Origin of the sequence: Corynebacterium sp. HMSC077D03, from assembly GCF_001808545.1 — a bacterium.
GTDB classification, from domain to species: Bacteria; Actinomycetota; Actinomycetes; order Mycobacteriales; family Mycobacteriaceae; genus Corynebacterium; species Corynebacterium simulans.
In genome coordinates this window covers 202,100-227,098 of record NZ_KV793686.1, presented here as the reverse complement: position 1 = coordinate 227,098, position 24,999 = coordinate 202,100, and the positions used below count along the sequence as shown (strand labels likewise).

The following is a 24,999-nucleotide window of genomic DNA, read 5'->3' as shown; positions in this document are numbered from 1 at the left end:
CTCCTGTTTTTATTTGTTGTTTTTGCGCTGTTTCTTGGTGCGGTTGTCCTTCTTGCGCACACCTGGTTTCGGTGCGGAAGTGCGCTTGAGTTCTGCCTTGGCAGCTGCCTCTCGCTCCTCTTCCTCGTCCATCTTCTTGTACACGATGCGAGTCTGGAAGAAGGTCCAGACGGTGTTAGCCAACATGTAGAACAGCAAGCCAATAGGCCAAATAGCACCGGAGAAGACCAGCATGCCTGGCATGACCCACAGCATCATCTTGTTCATGATTGCCATCTGCTGCTGCATCATCTCAGCGTTCTGGCCCTGCGGGGTCGGAGTCTTACCGGAAGCACGGCGTGCCTCCTGGCGGTTGAGCGACATACGGGCATTGAAGTGGGTCAAAACCGCAATGATGGCAATCAACGGAACGATGATGACCGCTGCCTGCGACGTCGTGATGCCCTGCTGATCCAGAATCGGCGAGTTCACGCGCAAGTTGGTAATCAGCGGAACGCCAAAGATCTTGGCGTCCAGGAACTGCTGCACCAATTCCGGCTTGAAGATGTAGTTCGCAGTGTTCGCGTTAGCCTCCACCGACATTGGCTCATCAGCTGGGTGACCGAAGCCACCCACAGTCTGAATGGTGCGGTCGAAGGCGCGCAGAACATGGAACAGACCAATGAACATTGGGATCTGAGCGAAAATCGGCAGGCAGCCTGCCATCGGGCGAACGCCAGATTCCTTGTAGATGCGCTGCATCTCTTGCGCAGCCTTGGTTTGGTCATTCGCGTACTTGGTACGCAGCTCCTGGATTTGCGGCTGGATCTCCTGCATCTTGCGGGATGAGCGCAGCTGGGTGATGGTCGGCTTGACCATGATGGCCTTGAGCGTCCACGTCAGCAGGACAATCGAGAGAATCCACGTGATACCCAAAGAAGGATCCATCACGAAGCTCAAAAGCCAGTGCCAGAACCACAAGACGGCCGAGATCGGCCAATAAATGATATTAAGCAAGGATAGTCCTCAGTTGTTGTTCGTGCCGGGTACGGGATCAAACCCGCCCGGATGCCAAGGGCCGCATTTGCAAACCCTAGCGATGGCCATGCCGGCGCCTTTGAAAGCTCCATGAACGGAGAGTGCTTCGAGGGCGTAGGCACTGCAAGTCGGTTCAAAACGACAGGTAGAAACCATCTTAAGGGGTGAGAAATACTTTTGGTAGAAGCGCACCGCTTTTACCATCGGTTTTGCCACACCCTTAGCTTCCGGGATTTCGGCACCGGAAGAATTTACATACCGCATTTACGCAGAGCCTTGCGGATGTCTTTTTCTAATTGCTCACTGCTCGCTGTGGCGCTTGCGGGAAGCGCACGGATAACCAGATCTGCGGTCGGTGGGAGATCCGGAAAGAGGGACCTGCACACATGCCGAAGCCGCCGGGAGGTGCGGTGGCGAACCACTGCATTCCCGACGGCTTTTGAAACAACCAATCCGAACCTTGGGCCGGCGGCCGCAATATCGAATTTGGTGTCTTGGCTGGTGTTGTTACGAAAGTGCACAACAACCGTACGTGTACCGGCCCGCTTGCCACCCTTGATCGTCCTGCGGAATTCCGCTGGCGAGGTGAGCTTATGCTGGGCTGGAAGCACGATTATGCCGACAGCTTTGCGCGGCCCTTCTTACGACGAGCTGCGACGATAGCGCGACCTGCACGGGTGCTCATGCGGGTGCGGAAGCCGTGCTTACGAGCGCGACGACGGTTGTTGGGCTGGAAGGTACGCTTACCCTTTGCCACGATTATCTCCTTGAAGTTGTGCGCGGAGCCCAGGGAAAGTCATTCCCCCCAGCTCCACTGATGAATGGATATGTGAGTAGTTAGCAACCCTTGGGAGTGGGTTCGCACTCACGCGCAACGTCTTCTGTTGCGATAGACCATGACAGATTACGTGACGAATGCAGCCTTGAACAAATCGACACCCGGGTGTACCCAAAATTACAAAGATGTTTTTATCTGCAGCTAAAAGGCTACTTTGCGGGGTCAGAGCACATGTGGCGGCTTGCATTTTAAGTTCACGCCATGCATGTGCCGAAAAGCGTTAGACAGCCCCGCTAACTCGACGGTAAAACTAAAGAATCGAATTCCACAGCCGTCCACAAGGTGTGAATAACTCTAAATCTCAGCTTTAGACTTTTTGTATTCCAGCAGGTAAATAGCCTAAAGTACCCGATTGATAGTTATCCACAGCCATCGACTAGGCTGTGGATAAACATTTGTTCCACATCTGTGGATAACTCTGTGGAGATCAAGGTCGTGCCGCAATTTTCGATGTGGATACGTCCGTGAAATTCACTGTAAATTTTTCTCCGTCCGAACTATGGCCTTCTTCTGGGAAGGCCGCACAAGGTAGGCGCGTTGACTGATCAACAAGCGGTACTTAACGCCAACTGGCGAGCAGTAGTAGAAGATCTGCTCGCCCAATCTGAGAAACCCAACTCAGAGGTACCCAACTTCAACCACACGCAGCGACTGTATCTGCAGCTCGCGCGACCCATCATGATGATGGATGGCTACGCACTGCTGGCAGCACACAATGAAAAGGCCAAGGCAGTCATCGAAACCGATCTCGGCCCACACATCTCGCGTGCCCTTACCCGGCACCTGGGCAGGCCGTGCACGCTTGCTGTAACTCTGGCCAATCCGGTGGAGGAAGAAGCGCCGCTTAACGACGCCCCGGCTCAAGCACCGCAGGCGCCTTCACCGCAGCAGTACCAGCCGCCACAGCAGGCTTGGCAGACCAGCCATGCCCCGGCGAGCTTGGATGAACTGGCCGATCACTACAACCAGCAACAGCAGCAGTACCAGCCGCAGCACAATGCAGATGCCCGCATTCCGCGTGAGCAGCCGGCGCACGATCCCAATAGGGAAGAGTCGCTGAACCCAAAGCACACGTTTGAAAACTTCGTTATCGGTTCCTCCAACCGCTTTGCCAACGGCGCGGCAGTGGCCGTAGCGGAAAATCCAGCGCGTGCTTATAATCCGCTGTTTATTTGGGGCGGCTCCGGTCTGGGCAAAACCCACCTGTTGCACGCCGCAGGCAATTACGCGCAGGTTCTGCATCCGGGGCTGCGCGTGAAGTACGTTTCATCCGAGGAATTTACTAACGACTACATCAATTCTTTGCGCGATGACCGGCAGGAGTCCTTCAAGCGGCGTTATCGCAATCTGGACATCTTGATGGTTGATGACATTCAGTTCTTGGAGGGTAAGGAATCGACTCAGGAGGAGTTCTTCCATACCTTTAATGCGCTGCATCAAGCCAATAAGCAGATCATCTTATCTTCTGACCGTCCGCCGAAGCAGCTGACCACCCTGGAGGATCGCCTGCGCACTCGCTTCGAAGGTGGTTTGATCACGGATATTCAGCCGCCAGACCTTGAGACCCGCATAGCTATCTTGATGAAGAAGGCAGCTGCGGACGGCACCGAAGTAGATCGATCTGTTCTCGAGCTCATCGCTTCGCGCTTCGAGTCTTCTATTCGCGAGCTTGAAGGCGCGCTGATTCGCGTTTCCGCTTATTCCTCTTTGGTTAACGAGCCGATCAGCTTGGAGATGGCGGAGATCGCATTGCACGATCTCGCGCCCGATGCAGCGGGACGTGAAATTACGGCAACCGCGATCATAGAAGTAACAGCAGAGTTCTTCGACATCGACGTTGAGACCCTGCGCGGTGCGGGCAAGAAGCGCGCCGTCGCTCATGCCCGCCAGTTGGCTATGTATCTCTGCCGCGAGCTGACTGAGCTTTCTTTGCCGAAGATTGGTGATCAGTTCGGAGGCAAGGATCATACGACTGTCATTTATGCCGACCGCAAGATCCGTAAGGAAATGACAGAAAACCGCAATACCTACGATGAGATCCAGGCGCTGACCCAAAGGATCAAAAACCACAGCCGTTCTTAAAACGCTTTCTGCAGCTAGAAATGTAACCCGCCACCTGCACTTAGGTGGCGGGTTATTTTTATCCACAGCGTTATTCACATCTGTGTAATTTCATTGTTGTAATTCATAGATCTTCGACACATTTTTGTTTTCCACAAAGCATTCGCCCTGATCAGGAGCTTGTGATCAACGCTGTGATCAAATTCCACAATCCTGGGGATAGATTGTGGATAAAACCGGCACCCCTCCAGTTACTCACAATTTATGTAATTTGATCACACTGATCCCACAGCCACGATCACAGCGCGGATCGGGCCCACCACCTTGTCGTTTAGGACGTTATCCACAGATCCCACAACGGTTATTACTACTACTAACTAATTTTCCTGATCCCTTAAGTAAAAAGGGGATGTGTGTAATTCTCGCCCTCGCCTCGGCCCGAGGCGCCAGGCCGCGAGTGAATTACAAAAGTCTGTCGCACGGCGCCTATGCGGTAAGTTGGAAACAGCTTTTGTTACTTACAAAAATCAACCCAGCTAGAACCCAGCAAGGAGCTCATCGAGACCATGGACCAATCTGTGTCATTTCGTGTTGCCAAAGATGATCTGGCCAACGCAGTTGCTTGGGTAGCCCGTAGTTTGCCTTCCAAGGTGACGCAGCCTGTTCTTCGCGCGATGCTTATCACCGCCGATGACAATGGTTTGGAATTCACCGGCTTCGACTACGAAGTTTCTACTCGCGTACGCATCGCGGCAATGATCGACGAACCAGGCCGCATCGCCGTCGCCGGTAAGCTGCTCGCAGACATCGTTGCTACCCTTCCGAACAAGGAAGTTGAGATGACCCAGCAGGATTCCAAGGTCCTGCTCACCTGCGGTTCCTCCCGCTTCGAGCTGCCCATCATTCCACTCGATGATTACCCGCAGCTGCCGGTTCTGCCGGAGGTCACCGGCACCATCAACCCACAGCTTTTCGTTGAGGCCATCAGCCAGGTCGCATCCGCTGCCGGCAAGGATGACACTCTGCCGATGCTGACCGGCGTGCATATGGAAATCAACGGTTCCCACGTTGAAATGACTGCTACCGACCGTTTCCGCTTGGCTATGCGCACCTTCGAGTGGGATCCGGTATCCCCTGACGTAAAGGCAAAGCTGCTAGTTCCTGCGAAGACCTTGCAAGACACCGGCCGCTCCCTTGATACTCACCTCAACATCCCAGTGGAGATCGCGGTAGGCACCGGCGAAAACATTGGCGCAGAGGGCCTGTTTGGTCTGCACGCGGATAACCGTGAGACCACCACCCGCATGCTGGATGCAGACTTCCCAAACGTCTCTCCGCTGCTGCCTAAGACGCATACCGCGATGGCCAGCATCGAAGTTGCTCCGCTGCAGGAAGCCATCCGCCGCGTTTCCCTGCTGACTGATCGCAACGCCCAGATCCGCATGGACTTTTCTGAAGGTCAGGTCACCCTGGCCGCTGGCGCGGATTCCGGTAAGGCAGACGAGACTTTGCCTTGTGCATTTACCGGCCGCGATGAATTCACCATCGCCTTTAACCCGGGCTACCTCAAGGATGGCCTGGCAGTGGTCCACACTGACCGCGTGGTCTTCGGATTCACTGAGCCTTCCCGCCCAGCAATTATGATTCCGGAGCCAGAGGAGATGCCGATGGCAGATGAGGATGGAGTCTTCCCAACCCCCGAGACCAATTTCACCTACCTTCTGATGCCGGTCCGTCTGCCAGGTTAATGTTCATTCGCGAACTCGACGTCCGGGATTTTCGCTCGTGGCCTGAGCTGCATATTGAGCTCGGCCCGGGGATCACTTTGTTCGTCGGACGCAACGGTTTTGGCAAGACCAACATCGTCGAGGCGATCGGGTACGTAGCCCACCTGTCCTCGCACCGTGTTAGCCACGACGCCCCTTTGGTACGTCAAAGCGCCGCTAATGCCAGAATCTCCACCACTGCCGTCAACCAGGGCCGCGAGCTTACCGCGCATCTGCTCATCAAACCGCACGCGGCTAACCAGGCCCAGATAAATCGCACGCGGCTGAAAAGCCCGCGTGAGTTATTGGGCGTGGTCAAAAGCGTGTTGTTCTCGCCTGAGGATCTCGCGCTCGTGCGTGGTGAGCCGGCTGAGCGGCGCACCTACATGGATGCCATCATCGCCTCACGTACCCCGCGCTTAGCTGGGGTAAAGGCGGATTATGACAAGGTCTTAAAGCAACGCAATGCGCTTTTAAAGTCGGCGTCGTCAAGCCTGCGCCGCGGCTACGATGACGCCGATGGTGCCTCGGCTTTGGCCACGTTGGATGTATGGGACGCCCAGCTGGCACATCTAGGCGCGCAGGTGATTCAGGCACGCCTCGCGCTTGTCGACGCCTTAAGCGAGTTGATCCCATCCGCCTATTCAGGCCTGGCCCCGGAATCGCGGCCAGCCCACATCGAGTACAAATCTACGATCGACGTCTCTGACCGCGACGTACTGGAAGCCGTGATGCTCACCGAGCTTGCCGCTAAGCGGCAGCGCGAGATCGAGCGCGGCATCTCCCTGGTGGGCCCGCACCGCGATGATCTCGTGCTCAACCTCGGAACGCAGCCGGCAAAAGGCTTTGCTAGTCACGGTGAGACCTGGTCATATGCCATTTCTTTGCGCCTTGCCGAGTTCAACCTCTTGCGCGAGGAAGGCACTGATCCGATTTTGATTCTCGACGATGTTTTCGCCGAACTCGACGCCAAGCGCCGGGAGAAGCTCGTGCACCTGGCTACCGAAGCCGAGCAAGTGCTGATCACCGCCGCCGTGGACAAGGACCTGCCCGGCAACTTAGAGCCCATCGTTCGCTATGAAGTCTCCGTCCGGGATACTCAACAGGGGCGAATTTCTGAAATTGCAAAGGTGAGCGACGATGACTGATCCTATTCAGGATTTCTTTGATCGTGTGCGTTCAAATTCCAAGAACGCTCCCAAACTGGATAAGCCAGCGCCGAAGATGAAAATTAGTCACGATGCACCGGCGAAGAAATACCGCGTAGGCAGACCCACCGGCCCCGATGGCAGGAGGCAGCGTCGCAGCCTGGATATCCCCAGTCTCGGTGCCACGCTGAACAAGGAGATTGTCCGCCGCGGTTGGGAAAACGAGCTTGCTGATGGTTGGGTCATGGGCAATTGGACCAACCTGGTGGGCGAGCGCATCGCCGCGCACACGAAGCCCGAGCGCATTAAGGACAAGGTCGTCTATATTTCTTGCGACGCCTCCGTGTGGGCCACCGAGCTGCGCTATCTGCAACGCCAGATCTTGCGCAAGATCGCGGACCGCCTCGGGCCCGACGTCATCGTTGAACTGCGTATTCAAGGCCCCAAGCAACATCGCAATTATCAGGGCCGGCAGTGGGTGAAGCCGCAAGGCTCGCAAGATACCTACGGATAGCCGCTTCGGGACAAAAATCTGGATCGAAAAATCGGGCTAAATTCCGCCCTCTCACTGGTGTGGAGTGCTCTCTAGTAGGGGGACACCGTGTAGAATAGCTAAAGTCTTAGATTTTGCTATAGCCAAAAGGAGTACACGTTTCCGTGGCTGAAGAACACGCATATGGTGCTAGTTCCATTACCATCCTGGAGGGCCTTGAGGCCGTCCGCAAGCGTCCGGGTATGTACATCGGTTCCACCGGCGTACGCGGTCTCCACCACCTGATTTGGGAGGTCGTGGATAACTCGGTCGATGAGGCCATGGCTGGTTATGCCTCCAAGGTCGTCGTCAAGCTGCTCGCCGACGGCGGCGTTGAGGTCATCGATGATGGCCGCGGCATCCCTGTGGAGATGCACGCCTCCGGTGCGCCGACCGTCCAGGTTGTCATGACCCAGCTGCACGCCGGTGGTAAGTTCGATTCCGATTCCTACGCAGTCTCCGGTGGTCTGCACGGCGTCGGCATCTCCGTTGTGAATGCTTTGTCTACTCGCGTTGAGGCAGAGATCAAGCGCAACGGCAAGCACTGGTATCAGAACTTCTCTAACGCCATCCCAGATGAGTTGGTGGAAGGCGGCAATGCGCGCGGTACCGGTACCACGATCCGTTTCTGGGCCGATCCAGAGATCTTCGAGACCACGGATTATGACTACCAGACCATCGCACGCCGCTTGCAGGAGATGGCCTTCCTGAACAAGGGCCTGACCATCGAGCTTATCGACGAGCGCGTTACCGAGGAGCAGCTTGAGCTCGAGGCAATTGCCGACGCCGAATCCGGCGAGACCGCCCTGGACGCTGAGTCCTTTGACGACGTCGACGTCGATTCCGAAGCAGACGGCCCGAGCGAGGACAAGCCGGCAAAGAAACTGCAGAAGAAGGTTGTCTACCACTACCCAGACGGCCTGATTGACTACGTCAAGCACCTCAACAAGACCAAGACCGCCATCCACCCCACCATCGTCGCTTTCGACGTCAAGGGCGAGGATCACGAAGTCGAGGTCGCTCTGCAGTGGAACCAGGGCTATAAGGAGTCCGTCCACACCTTCGCCAACACCATCAACACCCATGAGGGCGGTACCCACGAAGAGGGTTTCCGCGCCGCGCTGACCTCCTTGATGAACCGCTACGCCAAGGAGCACAAGCTGGTCAAGGAGAAGGACGGCAACCTCTCCGGCGATGACTGCCGTGAGGGCCTTTCTGCCGTCATTTCCGTCAAGGTCAGTGACCCACAGTTCGAGGGTCAGACCAAGACCAAGCTCGGCAACTCTGAGATTAAGGGCTTCGTCCAGCGCGCCGTCAACGAGCACGTCAACGACTGGTTCGATGCCAACCCGGCAGAGGCAAAAGCGATTATCAACAAGGCCGTTTCCTCCGCGCACGCACGCGTCGCAGCGCGTAAGGCCCGCGAGATGGTGCGCCGTAAGTCCGCCACCGACTTGGGCGGCCTGCCCGGCAAGCTTGCCGATTGCCGTTCTAAGGATCCGAAGATCTCCGAGCTTTACATCGTGGAGGGTGACTCCGCAGGCGGCTCCGCAAAGGCCGGCCGTGACTCCATGTTCCAGGCAATCCTGCCGCTGCGCGGCAAGATCCTGAACGTGGAGAAGGCACGCATGGATAAGGTTCTAAAAAACGCCGAGGTCCAGGCGATCATCACCGCTTTGGGCACCGGTATCCACGAAGAATTCGACATCTCCAAGCTGCGCTACAACAAGATCGTGCTGATGGCCGACGCTGACGTTGACGGCCAGCACATCGCGACGTTGCTGTTGACCCTGCTCTTCCGCTTCATGCCGCAGCTGGTTGAGGATGGCCACGTCTACCTGGCTAATCCGCCGCTGTACAAGCTCAAGTGGGCAAAGGGCCAGCCGGGCTATGCCTTCTCCGACGCCGAGCGCGACAAGCTGCTGGCAGAAGGCCTCGAAGCTAATCGCAAGATCAACAAGGACGATGGCATCCAGCGCTACAAGGGCCTGGGTGAGATGAACGCATCCGAGCTGTGGGAGACCACACTCGACCCAACCACCCGTATCCTGCGCCGCGTGGATCTGGAAGACGCACAGCGCGCCGACGAGCTCTTCTCCATCCTGATGGGTGACGATGTCTCGGCTCGCCGCTCCTTCATTACCCGCCGCGCGAAGGACGTTCGCTTCCTGGACGTGTAAAGCCAAAGGCTTTACACGAGCCAGAAGAAACTTGCGCCCTGCACTTCCTCGAATGGGAGAGCAGGGCGCTTTCTGTAATTTGGCCTTAGATGTCCAAATCGATGCCGTGCAGGGTGACCGTCTCAGAAAGATCGGCGCGGCCCGGCTCTACGTTGAACACGGGGCTGTCTTCGTCCGCCTTACCGAAGGCGATGGCGACGACCATCTTCTGCTCCTCATCGATGCCGAGGAACTTGCGGGTGGTCGGCGCCATGAGCGAAATCATGCCCAAAGGGGTTCCGTAATAACCGTGGGCACGTAGGGAAAGCAAGAAGTTTTCTGCATAAGTGCCCTGATCGAAGGCAGCACGAATGCGATCGCCCATTGGCGGAATATAAAGAAGTGCTGCGTGCGGGGCGCCAAAGAAGCGGAGGTTTTCGCGCACGAACTCGGTGCGGCCCTCCTTATCCTCACGGGCGATTCCTAGGATGCCGTACATTTTCTTTGCCAGCTCAATGGAACGGGAAGGGTGCACGCCCTCGCCGTAGTCCAAGGTGAAATCCGGGTTGATGCCGTTTTCATTGAACTCGGAGATGAGCGCATCAGAAAGCTCGCGGAGCTTCTCACCGCTAACCACGTGCACGTCCCATGGCTGCGTATTGGAATTAGACGGTGCAGACTGGGCGTCGATAAGCACCTGCTTAATAACCTCTGCCGGAACTGGTTCTGGTAGGTAGGCGCGGGCGGAGTGGCGGCTGCGGATGAATTCAGAATAGTTATTGCTTGAAATCAGGCGCGCCAGACTACACCTTCTTACATATGGGGTTACATATGCTTTTGCAAAATGCGCGCGAGCTCCGGAATCTGGGGCTCAATAATTTTAGCGATCTTGCTGCGTAGGGAGTTGTAGGTCTTTACCAGCGCCGGATTATTTACCTGGTCTGCATTACGATCAGCCACACCCAAGATGGAATCTGCCACCTCTTTGTCGTTTCCGGCCAGGTAGGTGCCGAAATTCTCCTGCGGGGAGGTCTCGAACTCCTGCCAGTAGGATTCCATCTCGCCGAGGAGATCCGGCAGGGCGCGGTTGATACCTTTTGAGACGATGTCGGCGTCGACCTTCTTCGCCGCGGCCACCGCGCCCTTGATGGCCATGCCGGTGATGCCGGATTGTTCGGAGACAGTGTTATCGACCAAGGAAACAAGCGCGGTGACAACGCTGGTGCGGGTTGGCTCTTCCAGGAGCTGGGAAAGATTAGACATGGCAGTAATCTTACTGAAACCCGAATGCGGCAATTAGCCCTTCAGAGCAGCAATCTGATCTGCAAGTTGGGTTAAGCCATTGTCGCGAGCAAGACGCTCGAGGTCGAGGTTCGGGACGCCCTGGGTGAGAAGTGCCGGAGCGAAATCGGTCACCAGCTTGAAAATAAGCGCGGCGCCAGCGACGGAACCGCCGATGATGATGCCCAAATCGAGTGGGGAAGAGCCGGTGAGAGAGGAAGTTTCCTCGCCTTGCTTGAAATTAGGATTGACCTGTTTTTCCCAGGTGTTGGTGGTCTCAGGGGTGCTGGAGGCGGCGGTTGCGGCTGGGGTGACAGCGGTGCTTAGGGATACTGCTACTACGCCCGCAGCGATGGCTTTCTTCAGAGACATGTCTTCCTTTCCTACGCGTTGCATTGACGCTTCAGTCATTCCTCAAGGCCAAGCCGCGCGGGTTATCGAGGGAATAGTTAAGTATTACCAGCTATAACTTACATAACTCGGGCAACAAAGGATAGGTCAGCGCAGGCTAAGACGTGATTCCGTCTCCATGAATACTCGGGCGCTAAGAGCTGCGAAGGTGCGGTTGTGCTTGTTAAGCGCAGGATAAGCCACCAATATCTGCTGCATTGCTTGTGCTGCTTGCTGCCGGTTTGCATGGACGGGGATGCCATCAATTCGGGCACTTGAGACGCTCGCGGCGGCAACTAACGCGCCAAAGTTAGTCACCGTGGTTTTGTGTTGCGCGCAGAACTCGCGCGCGACGAGAAGGAGCTGCTCTGCGGTCATGATCGAGCCCTACGGATTTCTGCCTCGAGCTCGGCGCGGCCGGGCAGGAGCTGGCGTGCGGCGTCTTGGACCGCGGCGTCGGAAAGCGTGCGCGCCGCAGCCGCCACAACTGCACGCACCACCGCCTCGTGCTTGGAGGTGCCTTGCGCGGAAGCCAGAAGGGTCAGCGCGTGATCCTGTTCTGCTGTAAGACGAAGAGTCATAGCCATGGCCCGATGGTATCACCGTGGTATCACTAGCGCGGCGTAGCCGGCGGGAGAGGGGCGCAGAGGGTAGAATTTGCCGTTATGAGTGACCAAAATGACGATCTCTTTGATCGTATTCAACCGATTGATATCAACGAGGAGATGGAGTCGAGTTACATCGACTACGCCATGTCCGTCATCGTCGGCCGTGCTCTGCCAGAGGTACGCGACGGCCTGAAGCCGGTGCACCGCCGCATCCTTTACGCGATGTTCGACTCCGGCTACCGCCCCGATCGCGGCTACGTGAAGTCCGCCCGCCCGGTCTCGGACACCATGGGTCAATTCCACCCGCACGGTGACTCCGCAATTTATGACACGTTGGTGCGTCTGGCGCAGTCCTGGAACATGCGCTACCCGCTGGTCGACGGCCAGGGTAACTTCGGTTCCCGCGGCAACGACGGCCCAGCGGCAATGCGTTACACCGAGTGCCGCATGACCCCGCTGGCCATGGAAATGGTCCGTGACATTCGCGAAAACACCGTCGACTTCTCCCCGAACTACGACGGTAAGACCCAGGAACCGGACATCCTGCCTTCCCGCGTTCCAAACCTGCTGATGAACGGCTCCGGCGGCATCGCCGTTGGTATGGCCACCAACATCCCGCCGCACAACCTGAACGAGCTGGCTGAGGCTATCTTCTGGTTGCTGGATAACCCAGAGGCCTCCGACGAAGAGGCGCTGGCAGCCTGCATGGAACGCGTGAAGGGTCCGGACTTTCCAACCGCCGGCCTCATCGTTGGTGACCAGGGCATCAAGGATGCCTACACCACCGGCCGCGGCTCTATCCGTATGCGCGGTGTGACCTCCATCGAGGAGTCTGGCTCCCGCCAGACCATCGTTATTACCGAGCTGCCGTACCAGGTCAACCCGGATAACATGATCTCCAACATCGCGGAGTCCGTGGCCAACGGCAAGATCGCCGGTATCTCCAAGATTGAGGACGAGTCCTCCGACCGAGTTGGCATGCGCATCGTGGTCACCCTGAAGCGCGATGCCGTCGCTCGCGTCGTGCTCAACAACCTCTACAAGCACTCCCAGCTGCAGACCTCCTTCGGCGCCAATATGCTCTCCATCGTCGATGGCGTGCCGCGCACCCTGCGCCTGGACCAGATGCTGCGCTACTACGTTGCGCACCAGATCGAGGTCATCGTTCGCCGTACCCAGTACCGCCTGGATGAGGCCGAAAAGCGCGCCCACATCCTGCGTGGTTTGGTCAAGGCCCTCGATATGCTCGACGAGGTCATCGCGCTTATCCGCCGTTCCCCAACGGTCGACGAAGCGCGAGAAGGGTTGAAGGAGCTTCTCGACGTCGATGATGTACAGGCAGACGCCATCCTCGCGATGCAGCTGCGTAAGCTGGCAGCCCTGGAGCGCCAGAAGATCATTGACGAGTTGGCTGAGATCGAAGAGATCATTGCTGACCTCAAGGACATCCTCGCCCGCGAGGAACGCCAGCGTCAGATTGTCCACGACGAGCTCGCTGAGATCGTTGAAAAGTACGGCGATGAGCGCCGTACCCAGATCGTGGCCGCTTCTGGCGACGTCACCGACGAGGATCTTATCGCCCGCGAGAACGTGGTCGTCACGATCACCTCCACTGGCTACGCAAAGCGCACCAAGGTTGATGCCTACAAGGCGCAGAAGCGCGGCGGCAAGGGCGTGCGCGGTGCGGAACTCAAGCAGGACGACATCGTCAAGAACTTCTTTGTCTGTTCCACACACGACTGGATCCTCTTCTTCACCAACTTTGGCCGTGTTTACCGCCTCAAGGCTTATGAGCTGCCGGAGGCAGGCCGTACCGCACGTGGTCAGCACGTGGCTAACCTGCTGGAGTTCCAGCCGGAGGAGAAGATCGCACAGGTCATTCAGATTCAGTCCTACGAGGACGCTCCTTACCTCGTCTTGGCCACCAAGCAGGGCCGCGTCAAAAAGTCCCGCCTCACCGATTACGAGTCCGCACGTTCTGCCGGTCTAATCGCCATTAACCTCAACGAGGGTGATGCGCTCATCGGCGCGTCCCTCGTCGACGAAGGCGATGACATCCTGCTGACCTCTGAGCAGGGCCAGGCCATCCGCTTCACCGCTGACGACGACCAGCTGCGCCCGATGGGCCGTGCTACCGCCGGTGTGAAGGGCATGCGCTTCCGCGACGATGACCAGCTTTTGTCCATGTCCGTGGTTCACGATGGCGAGTACCTGCTGGTTGCCACCTCCGGCGGCTACGGCAAGCGCACCGCTATCGAGGAGTACACGCCACAGGGCCGCGGTGGCTTGGGCGTTATGACCTTCAAGTACACCCCGAAGCGCGGCAAGCTCATCGGCGCTATCTCCGTCGATGAGGAAGACGAGATCTTCGCTATCACCTCCGCTGGGGGCGTCATCCGCACCGAGGTAGGCCAGATTCGTCCTTCCTCCCGCGCCACCATGGGAGTGCGCCTGGTCAATCTCTCCGACGACGTCGAATTGCTTGCAATCGACCGCAACGTTGAGGACGATGGTGAGGAAGATGCACAGGCTGTGGCCAAGGGCGAGAAATCCGTTGAGGACGTTCAGCAGGAACACCTCAAGGTTGCGGATTCCAAGAACGCAGCAGATAGCGAGGAGTAATCCATGGCAAGACGAGACGTAACCCTTACGCGGATCTCACCGATTTCGGCCTTCCGCGTGGGCTTGGCGATGTCCCTCGTCGGGCTTATAGCATGGCTGCTTGCCGTGTGCCTGCTCTACTTCGGCCTCGATCAGGCAGGAATCTGGGATTCCCTCAACAGCCTTGTCGGCGGAGTGGGCGGCGCCTTCGAAGTGACCTTCGGTGTGGTCTTGTCTATCTCTGCTCTCTTCGGCGCAATCGTGGCGGTGTTCAACATGCTGCTGGCGCCGCTGCTCGCGGTACTTTATAACGCCATCGTGGACGTCTTCGGTGGTTTCAAGCTGGGTATCCAGTCTGGTCATGGCTAAAGCCCGAGCCCGCTAGCCCACATCTAACCGGCATCGTCTTTTAGGTTTAAATTCTTAAGAGACGGTGCCGGTTTCGCTTTTTAAACAACCTTCTAAAACCTTGGCTGCGCTGGCGATTTGTGTATTTGCCGGATCGGTATGTAAAGTTACATCTCGTTCCGCACAGGGGCCTATAGCTCAGTCGGTTAGAGCGCATCGCTGATAACGATGAGGTCGCAAGTTCGATTCTTGCTAGGCCCACCACGGAACAATGGGGCATTAGCTCAATTGGTAGAGCATCTGCTTTGCAAGCAGAAGGTCAGGAGTTCGATTCTCCTATGCTCCACAGCTCGGAACCCGGCACCGTAATGGTGTCGGGTTTCTTTGTTGTTTTGGGGTGTGCACCGTTCCGGGGGGCTAAGTAGCAAAATTTCGTTATTTCTAGTCCTCGGAAATGGTGTTGTTGCTGGTGACCGAGAATGTGCACACCCGCCTGCGACACTTAACTTATGACGATTTTGATTCTCGAAGTTTTCCTAGCTCTGCCGGTGCTTGTCGCGGTGTTTGCCATGAGCAGATCGGCCACGTGGACTGTCAAGGTGGGCTGGGGTGCCGTCGCTGGCCTGTTCATCGTTCTTATGCTGTTGGCCTGGGCCGTTTTGCGGTTGCAATATTTCAGCGGCTTTGACGCACTTTGTCAGTCACGCCTTAGGGGCGCTGGAGGGTTGGTTTGTGGGGTAGTGCCCAGTTCAATTGGCGAAGGAGCATAATCAAGAAAAATGTCAACCCATGGTTGACTTGTTCAGTCTCCTGTCGGTAGACTACCGTTATGAAGCGAAACGCCGTCATCAAGAAATTGAAAGCGGAAGCTAAGCGGCGTGGTCTTGAATTTGAGGAAATCGCCCTATCGCGCCATGACGCTTATCGGGTAGGCAGCACAACCCGAACCTTAGGTAGGCACCGTGAGATTGACGATGTGACAGTCAAGAAGTTTTTTGACCAATACGCCCAAGAATTAGGGAAAGGCTGGTGGAGGTAATGACCACGACATACACAGTAACCGCAGAACGTGGAACCAGCGGAGTATGGGTGCTCGAATGCGCCGAACTAGGGGCAGTGTCTCAAACTAAGCGGCTGGCTAATGCTGCCGACGAGATGCGCGAAGCACTGGCCTACCAGGCAGGCCTAGACCCAGACGAACTCAACATTATTGTTGATGTTGTTCTTCCACCGGACCTTGCGGAAATGAAAGCTCGCGCCGAAAAAGAACGCGAAGAAGCGGCACGACTGGCCGCTGCAGCACAGGCAAGCACTCATGACCTCGCTGTTGCAATGAGAAACGCTGGAATGACCGTACGAGATATGGGAACAGTCCTCGGCGTGTCTTACCAGCGCGCTCAAAAGCTCGCAGCATCCTAAAAGGAGGACATCACACTGAAAGCGAAAGTTGCCCAGCACGCGCATGATACACACGCGTACTGGGCGTTTTTATCGGCCGGTGGACTCGTGTGCGTTAGCCGCACGTGACGGTGGGCTTGCAAGGTAGTCCCCAGTTGGTGGTGTGGGCAGCGTTAAACGGCTCGGCCTGGTCGAGGATCTGGTGTCCCATCTTGGCCGCTTCGTGTCCGAAAAGTTTGTTCAGCATCTGTCCGGTGGCGGTCGCGTCGAGTTCTTCGCGGTTGAGAAAGTCTGGAACGGTGATGTCCTCATGCTCGGCGGGCTGGTCTTTAAATAGGCCAGTAAACTCACGGGTGGCAGTACTTAAGTTTACTCTCGTGTTTGATGGAAGTTACTGGACGACTACACCAAGGAGCACGTGACCAAACCGGTGGTGGCCAACATTGCTGGTTTTACCGCGCCGGACGGCAAAACCATGGGGCACGCAGGAGCGATTGTCTCTGGAGGATCCGGAACCGCAGAGGGCAAGAAGGCTGCGTTAGAGGAGGCCGGCGTGAAGGTCGGCAAAACCCCGAGCCAGGCGGCGCAGCTTCTCCGGGAAGCGCTGAAATCTGCCTAGCAGATGCTTAACAAATAAAGCTTCATTGCTAGAATTAATTTCATGACCGAGAAGGATAAGAAGTGGCTCGATGAGGAGGAACTCGCTTCCTTTGTATCCCTCATGGGAGTCACCATCCGCTTAACCAACATTCTGGATGCCCAGCTGCGTGACGACGCCGGCTTGAGCTTCTTCGAGTACACCGTTCTGTCTCGTCTTTCTGAGTCGGAGAATCGTGAGATGCGCATGCGCGACCTTGCGTACACGGCGAACGGCTCGCTCTCACGGCTTAGCCAGGTGGTCACGCGCTTGGAGAAGCAAGGTTGGGTTACGCGCCGTCCAGATCCGAATGATGGCCGCACAACGCTGGCGCAGCTTACCGACGCCGGCTGGGACAAGGTTGTCGCCACCGCGCCTGGGCACGCCGCCCAGGCGCGTCGTTCCGTGATGGACAACCTCACCCGCACGCAGGTGCGCCAGCTCAACCAGATCAACGATCGCATCCTCGCGGCCATCGAGAGCGATGAACGCTACGGCGGGCGTTACTAGGCCTCATTAGCTCGGCGGCAGGCCTCTGCGCGCCGAGACGGTCTTGTCGAAAGGAATCCAAAAGCGCAGTGGTGCGTCTTTGTTCTTACTGATACCAATGCGAGGGCCTCGAACCCATTCCGGTTCGGAGGCCCTTTCCTTGATCGTGGGGATAGCGTCGTTGTCTGTGAGGTCGAGTCCTAACGCCTTACCGAGGTTCCCCGGCCCACGGGCGAGGTTATGGAAGTCGGTGGTGCCGCGGCGTCGGAAAGCGAGCTCGGTACCTTCGATGACCTCGCCGCCGCGTAGCAGACAACCCTGGCCCGTGCCCTCCGGGGCGCACACGATGTTGCCGTTGCGGTGGATGCCATAGGAGGCATAGACGTAAAGGCGCCCGGGCGGGCCGAACATCGTGGCGTTGCGCGGGGTCGGGCCGTTGTACGTGTGCGCGGCGGGGTCCTCGGCGCCAAGGTAGGCCTCGACTTCCGTCAGGCGGATGCTGACGCCATTGAAGGTGAGCGTGGCACCCAAAAGCTGAGGCGCCACCACGTCTGCGGGAGCCGAGAAATCAATCATTAGCCCCGAGAGTAGTACTGCTTCCCCGGCTGTGGGGTGGGGATAAGAGTATCGAGGCTAACCGGCTCGAGCCCCTTGGCGCGCAGGCCGTCGATGACGCAGTTGGCAGCATTAACCGTGGTGGCGTGGATGTCATGCATGAGGATGATGCCGCCCGGCTGCGCGCCGCTGACTGCAGCGCTGCATACGTGCTCGGGGTTGCGGTCCTTCCAGTCCAGCGTGTCCACGGACCACATGGCCTCGGCTTGGCCGTTGGCTTTGGCCGCGGCGTCGACAGTGCCGTTGGTGGCGCCGTACGGTGGGCGCAGCCAACGAGGGCTCTGGCCGGTTGCCGCCTTGATGGCGCCGGCACCTGCCTTGATTTCCCCGTCTACGTCGCCGGCGGCGAGCTTGTTCAGCTCGCGGTGCGTGTTGGTGTGGTTGCCGATGGTATGCCCCTCTGCCTGCATGCGGCGCAGCAGCTCTGGGTGGGCTGTGGCGTTAGGGGCGAGCACCATGAAGCTGGCGTGTGCGTGTTTTTCGCGCAAGGTGTCGAGCAGTTGGTTGGTTAGGGTGCTGGGGCCGTCGTCGTAGGTGATGGCGACGCAGTTGGAGCAGTCAGACTTTTGCGTCGGTGCAGGTGCTGGACTCGGGGTGCGCTTTTGTGGTGCCGGCCTCGATGAACCGAGCTCTGGTGGCAAGGAGTTTAGGAAGTCATTGTTGAGCTTCTCGGCTTCTTGCTGGAGGTTCGGCAGCTGCATCTGCGGCAAGTTGGGGACCGGGAAGGGCGCTGCCGGCGCTGCGTGGGCTGAGACTGGAAGTGCAGCGGTAAGTAAGAGTGCAGCGGTAGCGGCAGCGAGGCGGCGCATGCAAAAGCCTTTCTAACGAGGGTGTTTCTGTTCCTTGATTATGGTCGCCGCCGTTTCTAAAAGCCGTAGTGACACGCAACCAGAGTGAAAAGAGTTAATTACTGTGACTGATGGGACTCCCGGCCGGGCCAGCGATTTTCTTTCTGCGATACCCCTGGGGTAGCATTAAACGCACTGGGGCATTAGCTCAATTGGTAGAGCATCTGCTTTGCAAGCAGAAGGTCAGGAGTTCGATTCTCCTATGCTCCACAGCCCAGAAACCCGGCACCATTCGGTGCCGGGTTTCGTCGTTCCTGCGTTGCCCTCGGCCCGCCTCTTCCGAGACTCGGTTCTGCGTCCCCCACAAAGGGAGCCAAGCAAAGAGGACCATCTCTCGAAGAGAGGAGAAGTGAAGGAGAGAAGGGGAGGGGAGGAAATTTAGCCGGGCCAAGTTTGGAGCAGTGGCTGGAACAAGACCTGGAACAAGACTAAGCCTTCTGGCTTAGTGGCCGTGCTCCCACTGCGCATAGGCCTTGGCGTAGCGCCCACCGCGCGCCATGAGTGAGGCGTGGTCGCCGTCTTCGACGATTTCTCCTTGCTCCATCACGATGATGCGGTCCGCCTCACGAGCCTGGTCCAAGCGGTGCGCCACTACTAGGCAGGTACGCCCGCGGGTGACGGCCCGGGCAGCTTCCTCAAGCACGGCGGCGTGTTCAGAGCCGGCCTCTGAGGTGGCCTCATCCATGATGAGCACCGGCGGCTGCCGCAGCACCATGCGCGCCAGCGAGATCTGTTGGGCGGCTTCGGCGCCCATCTCCTCGTTGCCGGCGCCGATGCGGGTATCGAGGCCGTCAGGCAGCCAGCGCGAGTCTTCCGTCAATCCCACCTCGTGGAGGGCTGCCCATAGTTCCGCATCGCTAGCATGTGGCCGGGCGAGCAGAAGATCCTCGCGCAGCGTGCCGGAGAAGAGGTGAACCTCCTGGGTAATCAGCGCGACGTGCTCGGTCACCCAGGTATTGGGCACCGTTGCTGTGTCGACGTCGTCAAGGCGGATGCTGCCCGCAGTGGGGTACTGCAGCCCGGCCACTAGTGCGGCCAAGGTGGACTTGCCCGCGCCTGAGGTGCCCACCAGCGCGGTCGTGGTGCCGGCCGCCAGCGTGAGGCTAATGCCGTCTAAGACCTTGGCGCCGCCGGGGTAGGAGTAGCTCATGGCGTCGATATGCACCGCGGGGGCTTGCTCGAGCGGCGCTACTTCCTTGGTTGGCACGTCAGCGCCCAGCAGAGCCAGCGCCACAGCGCGGCCCAAGGAAGTTGCGGAATGCTGAATTTCCCCAGCGAAGAACAAGATGTTGAAAACGTGCATCTCTAGGCGCATGACCAGCAAGACCGCGGCCGTGGCCTGGCCTTGTGTGAGCCAACCCCAGGCCACCATGGGCACTGACATGGAGAGTGAACCGAGGAGCAGCACGCCGAAAGCAATGCTGCCTTGGCCGATGATGCGGTTGATAAGCGGCACCTTATCGCCCCAGGCCTGCACGGTATTCCAAGAATAGTTCTCCATGCGGCGCGTGGCCCAGCCGTCGAGGCGGAAAATCCGGAGGGTCTCCAAGGCGCGAATGGTATCGAGCAATACGTTGTTGCGGCGGGCCTCTACGGTGGAGACGGCGTTAGCCACGGCGGGGATATCGCGAATCGTTCCCTTGATAAACGGATACATCACGGCGACTGCGAGCATGCACAGTAAAAGGTAAGCCGGGTGAATGAAAGCCATGGTCAGGAAAGTAAGCGGCAGAATGAAGATGGTGACGGCGAGACGCTCGCCCATCATGGCCACCGCCGTGACCACGGTGTCGATGTCCTTAGACAAGCGCGTGATCACGTTGCCGGTTCCCAGCTCCATCACGCGCGGTACGGGCGCGCGTAGCACCGAGTCTAGAGCTGCGGTGCGCAGATCCACAGCCAGTCGGCGCGTGCGGGCGTTGATGAGATAGCCGCCGAGCGCCCGGCCGCTGACCTCAACGATGAGGCAGGCTGCGATGATCCATAATGCGGTAATCATCGCATTGCGCCCAGAGCCAATCACAGGGACTTCGCCGCCCTGGATGATGTCCACGAGGCGGCCGAGTACCTGCGAGCCCAGGTTCATCATCACGATGGTCAGCGTAAAGATGCCAAATACCACGGCCAGCTTCGCCTTCGACGGAGCGGAAGGCAGCGTGCGAAGGAACTGCCAGGACTCACGGGCGGAGGCAGGAGCTAGGGCATCTGCTGCGGGTTTACTCATAGTTCTAGCACCTCCTTCGCGTTAGCCGCCCACGTCGACGCGCCGCTGATTACGACGGTGATCTGGTCCTTGCGCAAGCGCGCCACGCGCTCAGCTACCGTCGCGAGTGTTAGCGAATCCAAGCCCGTAGTGGGGTTATCAAGCACCAAGATTTCCGGGTCTGTGGCAAGCGCGCGGGCAAGCGCAACGCGTTGGCGTTGACCGCCCGACAGGTTCAGTCCAGCCTCCCCGATGGGGGCATCCGGCAAGGCGCCAGAGTCATCGAAACCGCCGAGACGAGTGACGATGTCCTCGCAGGCCGCGGCCTCAAGCGCCGCGCGAACCTGCGATGCCGGGATGTTGCCGAGCGGATTGATGTTATCGGCCAGCGTCCCCTCCAGCACGGAAATCCGGTGCGGCGGGCACAGGGCGCCGTGGGCAGAAAGGCGGGATATGGTGGCGTCGACAAGCGCGCGCCCTTTGGTGGTCTCCGGTACCCAGACCTGCAAGCCAGGGCTTAAGGAAAGCGCATCGCCGTGCTTTGCGACGTCGCCTTTATCCAGGTCCTCCAGCAACTCACCGATGCGCTCCACGGAGGCCTGGGCCCGCGCCCACGCCTCGGTGAGATGGCCCAGCGCGATCCCAAGGACGTTGAGCGCCGGTGGGGCGAGCATCGTGATACTCATCATCCCACCTGGGGAAATATTGCCCAGGTACATCTGCCATGAGGTCCATGCGAGCAGACCGATGGTAAACGCGGTGGGTACCATCTGACGCAACCAGTTCAACCAGACGCTAAGCCTTAGCTCGCGCAGCATGGCGTCGAGGGCGGTGTGTGCAGCGGTGCCAAAGCGTTGCTTGGCCACCTCGTTAGCGCCTAGACCTTTAATAACGCGGGAGCCCTGCGCGTAGTCCGTTGCAAGCGAAAGCGCCGTGTTTTCCTTTTGGCGGCGAGCTGCCGCCACACTCGTCAACGGTTTTGCGGTGGCCCAAGATACTGCCGCGGTGACGACGGCACCTATCAAAAGCACGATGGAAACCACGGGCGAGATCGGCGCTAGGCTGAAAATCGCGCCCAGCAGATAGCCCACCATGGTCAGCGGAAAGTTGAGCACCTGCTTGAGCTGGCCGATGTAATGGGAATCCTCGTCCATCGTGTTGAGCAGGCGGCCTGGGTTAAGTCCGGAGGTAGAAGCGCCGAGCAGCTTCTCCAGCAGCCCGAGCCGCAGCGTATGCGTGGTGCGGGCCTGGCTGAGATCGGTGAAGGCATCCGCGGTGGCTTCGGCGAGATAGACGATGAAAAGCAGCAGTGCGGTCAACGCCACTGGAATGGCGAGTGTGCGCCAGGAAGGGTCGCTGAATGCGTATTGCGTGGCTTGGCCAATGACCACGGAGACAAGCGCGCCCAATGGCGCGTTGATGGCGGCGGAGATGAGAATGCCGGCCACGCCCACCGGCTGCGCAAAGAGCAGGCGCCGGGTTGCGCTGCGGGGTTTAGACCAATTGGTGGTTTCGGTGAGAGAGGTCTCCCCGGCGGGTGGCTGGCTTGGCAGGTACCAAGACCAGGTTTTCATGCGAGGATAGACAGTCATAGCTGCTTATCCTATAAGAAAGGCTGCCTTCCTTTGTTCGGATTATCCGGAAAGAAAGGCAGCCTTAGCAGGTTTTATGCTCTGCAGGTTTTATGCAAGGTGGTAATTCGATACGTCGTATCCAGAGAACTCGCGGTCGATACCGTTGTCATCAACAGAATGGAAGATAGTGCCGTTCTCAATTGCAAAGCGGAGATTGTCAACACGATGTGAAGGATCCCCGCTGACGGAGCCGGCTGGGAAGTAGTAGGTCGCTCCGCTTTTGAGCTTGACAATGAGAGACTCGAAGCTCATTTACTCTCCTTGAGATAGGTTCGAAATACTCAAGAATTCAATCAGCTCTAGGTCTCTTAATCAAAGAATTGAGATCAAGACAACTTGAGTGCTACCCCCTTGCTCGGGGGATATTACTACTCCTGCTCGTCAGTCTGCAGGCGGTGCTTGCCCTCATCCTCGCGGTCATCAGTGATGCGGGAGGTATCGGCCTCAGCGGCCGCAGCTTCTTCCTTGTGCTTTGCCAGCTGCTCATCGATGGAGCCCAGCAGCTCCTCATCGCGCTCGACGACGCCCTCTTCAGCGAGGTCGGAATCCTTCTTGAGGTCCTGCTCGGAGGTGGAGGTGTAGACCAAGGTGGAGCCCTCAGCCGCTGCGTCTGCGCCGCCACCGAAGTCCTCAACCCGAGGTGGAACCTCGGAGGGAGCTTCCTTGCGGATCTTGAAGAAGTAGTAAGCGCCGCCGGCAACTGCGGAGACAAGAGTCAGGACAAGAGCGAATGGCCAGAACTTGGAGCCCTTGTCTTCCTTGCGGAAGTTGACCTTCTTTGCCTTATTCAGCTTCTTTGCGCTCTGCTTCTGCGCCTTGTTTGCGGCCTTACGTGCAGCCTTGGATTGCTTCTTTGCCTGCTTCTTGGTCTTCTTCTGTACCTTCTTGGCATCCTTGCGAGCCTCTTCGAAGCGCTCAGATGCCTGCTTGCCAGCTTCCTGGCCGCGCTCCTTGAGCTCGGCGATGGTGCGCTCGAGACGCTCGTGGGCAGCCTGGGTTACAGCACCGGCGTTGCGGCGTGCCTCTGGGAAGAGATCCTTGCTGCGGCTTTCCGCACGTGCGGCGGCGCCTTCAAGGGCAGCATAAGCTTCGAGTTCTTTTTCCTCGCGGTAATCCTTGAAACGGCTCCACAGATTGTTCGCTAGACCGATGGAGGCGGAAATTGCGGTGGGGTTCATCCCAGATGCTCCTTAAATTAGTTTATGGTGCGCTTCACCCCAGCGTAGTGACGGCGCGAGGGCCCCGCCACTATAGCCATTAATCAGCCATTAATCCTTATGTGGATTTCCTAGCGTGCGAGGACGCGATCCGAAAGGATGCGCGCCACGCCAACGTTGCCGGAGTGGGTCAGGTGGTTGAAGAAGTTATGCGGCTCCGCAAACTCGTAGACGCCTCCCATCCAGCGCATGCCGGTCGGCGCACACATATTGTGGTCGATGGTGGCCGAACGTAGGTCAAAATAGTCCACATGATTTTCCTGGGCGGCCTGGAACATCGCATGGTTAACGTTGTCTTCGATGGTGCGTACGCTGCCCAGCGCGGAGAGGTTAGCGCCTAGGCCTGGGTTCTCTTTGATGCGGATTGGGCAAATGGAGCCGTTTGCCGCAGAGAAGGCTGGGTAGCCCACCAGGGTGATCTTGGCGTTCGGGGCGGCAGCGCGGATGCGGTTTATCTGATTGCGCATCGCGTTCTTATAAGCCGTGCGGTTCGGGTCAAGGATGAAGTTCGTGTTGACGACGTCATTGAAACCGAACTGGATCAGCACGTTGCGCGTGCCCGGGTTGAGGGTGTGGGTATCCACTGCGTGGTTAACTTGCTGGACAAAGTCCGAGCGCGGCGTGGAGCCAGCAGCGGTAGCGCCGGAGCAAGCGTAGTTGATGACGCGCTGGCCCGAGGCGCGGCCGAGCTCGCGGCCAACGTTGGATGCGCCCTGCGGGCAGCCCTGTGGGCTCGGAGCGCCTGGGTCGCTGCCGATCTTCATGGCGCTAGACAGCTCGGCAATGGGGGAGCCGATTTGATCGAAGGTGGGGTTGGCAAAAATAGAGTCGCCGAAGAGGACCGTCTCGGATTGCTGAGCTGATGCGGCTGCCGTTCCAAGAGCTGCGGTGGTTACTACTGCAGCGCAGACAGCAGAGAGCTTGGTCAAAATCTTATGTTTTTTCAAGAGAGAGCCTCGATGTCGTTTGCGTTTGGAGCTGGTCGCAACTTGTTTAAGAGAGGTGGTACAGACAAGTCTGCCATTGGGAATTGGCCTTGATTCTACTGCTTTTTCAGGCCGGTTACCCCCGCCGCCACGCCTTTTGGATAGACAGCTTGGTTCATTTTGGGCGATTTTTATTCGCGCAAATAAGCGTTAACCCCGCAGGCAGAACCGTTTTAAAGATAGTATCTAAAATTTAGCCCTCCTTTCTTAATAGACCGCTTGG

Annotated in this window: 28 protein-coding genes, 3 tRNA genes and 1 pseudogene; 16 read left to right on the top strand and 16 right to left on the bottom strand. The window is 58.0% G+C overall.

Going from position 1 to position 24,999, the window contains the following annotated elements; translation table 11 throughout:
* Positions 1-9: 9 nt before the first annotated feature.
* Genes yidC through rpmH form a run of 4 tightly spaced genes read right to left on the bottom strand, consistent with a single transcriptional unit; the run spans position 10 to position 1,774 of the window.
* Entirely contained in the window at positions 10-996 is a 987-nt protein-coding gene (gene yidC / locus HMPREF2888_RS04935; RefSeq protein ID WP_082778673.1) for a membrane protein insertase YidC, read from the bottom strand.
* Positions 997-1,005: 9 nt separating this feature from the next.
* Positions 1,006-1,281: a membrane protein insertion efficiency factor YidD gene (gene yidD, locus HMPREF2888_RS12460; protein ID WP_235591096.1), complete on the bottom strand. Its 276-nt coding sequence runs from the start codon at positions 1,279-1,281 to the stop codon at positions 1,006-1,008.
* Positions 1,269-1,628 carry a ribonuclease P protein component gene (gene rnpA / locus HMPREF2888_RS04930; RefSeq protein ID WP_062042802.1) on the bottom strand — a complete coding sequence of 120 codons (360 nt, stop codon included), beginning with the start codon at positions 1,626-1,628 and terminating at the stop codon, positions 1,269-1,271. The genes yidD and rnpA overlap by 13 nt, the downstream gene beginning before the upstream one ends.
* A gap of 2 nt (positions 1,629-1,630) precedes the next feature.
* Entirely contained in the window at positions 1,631-1,774 is a 144-nt protein-coding gene (gene rpmH / locus HMPREF2888_RS04925) for a 50S ribosomal protein L34 (RefSeq protein WP_005530694.1), read from the bottom strand.
* Positions 1,775-2,392: 618 nt separating this feature from the next.
* On the opposite strand from rpmH, the gene dnaA reads away from it, so the two are divergent.
* The 5 genes from dnaA (at position 2,393) to gyrB (ending at position 9,542) form a co-directional block, all read left to right on the top strand.
* Entirely contained in the window at positions 2,393-3,937 is a 1,545-nt protein-coding gene (dnaA, locus tag HMPREF2888_RS04920) for a chromosomal replication initiator protein DnaA (protein WP_070518409.1), read from the top strand.
* A gap of 545 nt (positions 3,938-4,482) precedes the next feature.
* Positions 4,483-5,664 (top strand): DNA polymerase III subunit beta, encoded by a 1,182-nt coding sequence (gene dnaN / locus HMPREF2888_RS04915; RefSeq protein ID WP_082778674.1) that lies wholly within the window; start codon positions 4,483-4,485, stop codon positions 5,662-5,664.
* Entirely contained in the window at positions 5,664-6,830 is a 1,167-nt protein-coding gene (gene recF / locus HMPREF2888_RS04910; RefSeq protein ID WP_070518408.1) for a DNA replication/repair protein RecF, read from the top strand. Before dnaN ends, recF begins: the two co-directional genes overlap by 1 nt.
* Positions 6,823-7,344 (top strand): DciA family protein, encoded by a 522-nt coding sequence (locus tag HMPREF2888_RS04905; RefSeq protein ID WP_061925529.1) that lies wholly within the window; start codon positions 6,823-6,825, stop codon positions 7,342-7,344. Before recF ends, HMPREF2888_RS04905 begins: the two co-directional genes overlap by 8 nt.
* A 143-nt stretch (positions 7,345-7,487) precedes the next feature.
* Positions 7,488-9,542, top strand: a complete 2,055-nt coding sequence (gyrB, locus tag HMPREF2888_RS04900) for a DNA topoisomerase (ATP-hydrolyzing) subunit B (protein ID WP_070432485.1) — start codon at positions 7,488-7,490, stop codon at positions 9,540-9,542.
* 85 nt (positions 9,543-9,627) lie between these two features.
* On the opposite strand, the gene HMPREF2888_RS04895 is transcribed toward gyrB, so the two are convergent.
* From HMPREF2888_RS04895 to HMPREF2888_RS04875, 5 genes are all read right to left on the bottom strand, one after another.
* A complete protein-coding gene (locus HMPREF2888_RS04895; RefSeq protein ID WP_246815036.1) occupies positions 9,628-10,284 on the bottom strand; it encodes a nitroreductase in 657 nt (218 codons plus the stop codon).
* Between the two features lie 62 nt (positions 10,285-10,346).
* A complete protein-coding gene (locus HMPREF2888_RS04890; protein ID WP_070518405.1) occupies positions 10,347-10,784 on the bottom strand; it encodes a DUF6918 family protein in 438 nt (145 codons plus the stop codon).
* A gap of 33 nt (positions 10,785-10,817) precedes the next feature.
* Entirely contained in the window at positions 10,818-11,174 is a 357-nt protein-coding gene (locus HMPREF2888_RS04885) for a hypothetical protein (RefSeq protein WP_061925536.1), read from the bottom strand.
* A 126-nt stretch (positions 11,175-11,300) separates the two neighbouring features.
* On the bottom strand, positions 11,301-11,570 hold the full coding sequence (locus HMPREF2888_RS04880; RefSeq protein ID WP_061925539.1) for a hypothetical protein: 270 nt from the start codon (positions 11,568-11,570) through the stop codon (positions 11,301-11,303).
* Positions 11,567-11,779: a hypothetical protein gene (locus HMPREF2888_RS04875; RefSeq protein WP_061925542.1), complete on the bottom strand. Its 213-nt coding sequence runs from the start codon at positions 11,777-11,779 to the stop codon at positions 11,567-11,569. The genes HMPREF2888_RS04880 and HMPREF2888_RS04875 overlap by 4 nt, the downstream gene beginning before the upstream one ends.
* Positions 11,780-11,857: 78 nt before the next feature.
* Here HMPREF2888_RS04875 and gyrA point away from each other — a divergent pair, with 78 nt between their 5' ends.
* The 10 genes and pseudogenes from gyrA (at position 11,858) to HMPREF2888_RS04830 (ending at position 17,294) form a co-directional block, all read left to right on the top strand.
* Positions 11,858-14,422: a DNA gyrase subunit A gene (gene gyrA / locus HMPREF2888_RS04870; protein WP_061925545.1), complete on the top strand. Its 2,565-nt coding sequence runs from the start codon at positions 11,858-11,860 to the stop codon at positions 14,420-14,422.
* Positions 14,423-14,425: 3 nt separating this feature from the next.
* Positions 14,426-14,770: a DUF3566 domain-containing protein gene (locus HMPREF2888_RS04865; protein ID WP_062036487.1), complete on the top strand. Its 345-nt coding sequence runs from the start codon at positions 14,426-14,428 to the stop codon at positions 14,768-14,770.
* A gap of 166 nt (positions 14,771-14,936) precedes the next feature.
* A tRNA-Ile gene (locus HMPREF2888_RS04860) sits at positions 14,937-15,013 on the top strand.
* Between the two features lie 9 nt (positions 15,014-15,022).
* Positions 15,023-15,095: transfer RNA gene (locus HMPREF2888_RS04855), tRNA-Ala, on the top strand.
* A 163-nt stretch (positions 15,096-15,258) separates the two neighbouring features.
* Entirely contained in the window at positions 15,259-15,519 is a 261-nt protein-coding gene (locus HMPREF2888_RS04850; protein WP_070518404.1) for a hypothetical protein, read from the top strand.
* A 59-nt stretch (positions 15,520-15,578) separates the two neighbouring features.
* Positions 15,579-15,788 carry a hypothetical protein gene (locus tag HMPREF2888_RS04845; protein WP_005325312.1) on the top strand — a complete coding sequence of 70 codons (210 nt, stop codon included), beginning with the start codon at positions 15,579-15,581 and terminating at the stop codon, positions 15,786-15,788.
* Positions 15,788-16,168, top strand: coding sequence for a hypothetical protein (locus HMPREF2888_RS04840; RefSeq protein ID WP_061925555.1), 381 nt, complete (start codon positions 15,788-15,790; stop codon positions 16,166-16,168). The genes HMPREF2888_RS04845 and HMPREF2888_RS04840 overlap by 1 nt, the downstream gene beginning before the upstream one ends.
* Positions 16,169-16,310: 142 nt before the next feature.
* Positions 16,311-16,484, top strand: a complete 174-nt coding sequence (locus HMPREF2888_RS12850) for a hypothetical protein (protein WP_168163254.1) — start codon at positions 16,311-16,313, stop codon at positions 16,482-16,484.
* A 63-nt stretch (positions 16,485-16,547) separates the two neighbouring features.
* Positions 16,548-16,766: pseudogene (locus tag HMPREF2888_RS04835) on the top strand (succinate--CoA ligase subunit alpha); the annotation flags it as partial.
* A 42-nt stretch (positions 16,767-16,808) separates the two neighbouring features.
* Complete coding sequence (locus HMPREF2888_RS04830; RefSeq protein ID WP_061925562.1) at positions 16,809-17,294, top strand: MarR family winged helix-turn-helix transcriptional regulator; 486 nt, start codon at positions 16,809-16,811, stop codon at positions 17,292-17,294.
* 6 nt (positions 17,295-17,300) lie between these two features.
* On the opposite strand, the gene HMPREF2888_RS04825 is transcribed toward HMPREF2888_RS04830, so the two are convergent.
* Entirely contained in the window at positions 17,301-17,849 is a 549-nt protein-coding gene (locus HMPREF2888_RS04825; RefSeq protein WP_061925566.1) for a DNA-3-methyladenine glycosylase, read from the bottom strand.
* On the bottom strand, positions 17,849-18,697 hold the full coding sequence (locus HMPREF2888_RS04820; protein ID WP_070518401.1) for a polysaccharide deacetylase family protein: 849 nt from the start codon (positions 18,695-18,697) through the stop codon (positions 17,849-17,851). The genes HMPREF2888_RS04825 and HMPREF2888_RS04820 overlap by 1 nt, the downstream gene beginning before the upstream one ends.
* Positions 18,698-18,873: 176 nt before the next feature.
* On the opposite strand from HMPREF2888_RS04820, the gene HMPREF2888_RS04815 reads away from it, so the two are divergent.
* Positions 18,874-18,946, top strand: a tRNA-Ala gene (locus HMPREF2888_RS04815).
* A 232-nt stretch (positions 18,947-19,178) separates the two neighbouring features.
* On the opposite strand, the gene HMPREF2888_RS13285 is transcribed toward HMPREF2888_RS04815, so the two are convergent.
* The 5 genes from HMPREF2888_RS13285 to HMPREF2888_RS04790 form a co-directional block, all read right to left on the bottom strand.
* A complete protein-coding gene (locus HMPREF2888_RS13285; RefSeq protein ID WP_070518400.1) occupies positions 19,179-20,960 on the bottom strand; it encodes an ABC transporter ATP-binding protein in 1,782 nt (593 codons plus the stop codon).
* Positions 20,957-22,531 carry an ABC transporter transmembrane domain-containing protein gene (locus HMPREF2888_RS04805; protein ID WP_070518398.1) on the bottom strand — a complete coding sequence of 525 codons (1,575 nt, stop codon included), beginning with the start codon at positions 22,529-22,531 and terminating at the stop codon, positions 20,957-20,959. Before HMPREF2888_RS04805 ends, HMPREF2888_RS13285 begins: the two co-directional genes overlap by 4 nt.
* A 90-nt stretch (positions 22,532-22,621) precedes the next feature.
* Positions 22,622-22,825: a hypothetical protein gene (locus HMPREF2888_RS04800; protein WP_070518396.1), complete on the bottom strand. Its 204-nt coding sequence runs from the start codon at positions 22,823-22,825 to the stop codon at positions 22,622-22,624.
* 116 nt (positions 22,826-22,941) lie between these two features.
* Positions 22,942-23,751 carry a hypothetical protein gene (locus tag HMPREF2888_RS04795; RefSeq protein ID WP_061925579.1) on the bottom strand — a complete coding sequence of 270 codons (810 nt, stop codon included), beginning with the start codon at positions 23,749-23,751 and terminating at the stop codon, positions 22,942-22,944.
* A gap of 110 nt (positions 23,752-23,861) precedes the next feature.
* Positions 23,862-24,737, bottom strand: coding sequence for a GDSL-type esterase/lipase family protein (locus tag HMPREF2888_RS04790; protein ID WP_168163253.1), 876 nt, complete (start codon positions 24,735-24,737; stop codon positions 23,862-23,864).
* Positions 24,738-24,999 lie beyond the last annotated feature (262 nt).